Annotated in this window: 1 protein-coding gene and 1 pseudogene; both read left to right on the top strand. The window is 66.6% G+C overall.

All coding sequences use genetic code 11. The annotated features are described in order from the left end of the window. Window positions 1-292, top strand: a pseudogene (locus BLX41_RS35765) (potassium-transporting ATPase subunit B); the annotation flags it as partial. A 57-nt stretch (window positions 293-349) separates the two neighbouring features. Next, on the top strand, window positions 350-1647 hold a 1298-nt coding region (locus BLX41_RS35770; RefSeq protein ID WP_404942778.1), incomplete at its 3' end, for a universal stress protein.

Below are 1647 nucleotides of genomic sequence, written 5' to 3' on the forward strand. Positions count from 1 at the left end.
GTATTTTGCTATCGTACCGGCCGCCTTCGTCGCCACTTACCCGCAACTGGCGGCGCTGAACGTGATGCACCTGAACAGCCCGAACTCGGCGATTCTCAGTGCGGTGATCTTCAACGCGCTGATCATCGTGTTCCTCATCCCCCTGGCGCTCAAGGGGGTGAAGTACCGGTCCATCGGCGCGGCGGCCTTGCTTAACCGCAACCTGCTGATCTACGGACTGGGCGGGGTGCTGGTACCCTTTGCCGGGATCAAGCTGATCGACATGCTGCTGGCCGGGCTTGGCCTGGTTTGACAGGGACTTGCAAGGCGGCGCTCTTTCGAGTGCCGCCTTGTCCATTTAAGGATGCACATGGCTGTTCTCGATGCTGACATGCCGCCCCGCGACGGTCGCCCCGATCCCGATGCGCTGCTGGAAAAACTGCAGCAGGACGAGCAAGCGGCCCAACGGGGCAAACTGCGGATCTATTTCGGTTCCAACGCCGGAGTCGGCAAGACCTGCGCCATGCTCACCGCGGCGCGCAACGAAGTGGCCCAGGGCCGCGACGTGGTGGCCGGGGTGGTGGAAACCCATGGCCGGCGGGAAACCGCCGAGCTGCTGCAAGGGCTGCAAGTGCTGGAGCGCCACCGCCTGATGCACCGCGACTACGCCTTGCCGGAGTTCGACCTGGATGCCGCCCTGGCGCGGCACCCGGCGGTGCTGCTGGTGGACGAGCTGGCCCACAGCAACGTGCCCGGCTCGCGCCATCCCAAGCGCTGGCAGGACGTGGAGGAATTGCTGCGGGCCGGCATCGATGTTTGGACCACCCTCAACGTCCAGCACCTGGAAAGCCTCAACGACATCGTCAGCGGCATCATCGGCATCCGCGTGCGCGAGACGGTGCCCGATCACCTGTTCGATGAGGCCCACGAAGTGCTGGTGATCGACCTGCCGCCGGATGACCTGCTACGCCGCCTCAAGGATGGCAAGGTCTACATGGGGCCCCAGGCCGAGCGTGCTTCACGCAATTTCTTTCGCAAGGGCAACCTGTTGGCCCTGCGCGAGCTGACCCTGCGTCGCACCGCCGACCGGGTCGATGCGCAAATGCGCGACTATCGCCGCGAGCGCTCGATCAATGCCCTGTGGCCGGCCCGGGAGCGGCTGCTGGTGGGGATCGCCGGCGACCCGGCGGACGAACGCCTGGTGCGCGAAGCGGCACGCCTGGCGCAGAAACTCGAAGCCGACTGGATCGTCGTGCATGTGGCTTCGGCGCAACGCAAGGGCCGTGGCGCCGGTCGTTATGCGGCGGCGATGAGGACCCTGGCCCTGGCCGCCGAGTTCGGCGCCGAGACTGCGACCCTGCCTGGCATGGACGTGGCCGAGGCCCTGGTGGCCTGCGCCCGTGAGCACAATGCCAACCGCCTGGTGCTGGGCCATTACCCGCGCAAGGTCTGGCAGTTCTGGCATCAGTCGGTGAGCGATCGCATCAGCCGCCAGCATCCGGAAATCGACCAGATCGTGATCGCCAACGGGCCCTTGAGCCGGCGCCCGGCACCTGCGGACAAGCCAGAGGCCGGTTTGTCCCCGAGCCGAGCGCCGGCCTATCTGTGGGCCAGCCTCGCCTGTTTCGCCGCCACTGCAGTGGCGGCGCTGCTGCTGGAGGGGTTCGA

The sequence above is a fragment of the Pseudomonas protegens genome (assembly GCF_003732485.1).
GTDB classification, from domain to species: domain Bacteria; phylum Pseudomonadota; class Gammaproteobacteria; order Pseudomonadales; family Pseudomonadaceae; genus Aquipseudomonas; species Aquipseudomonas protegens_B.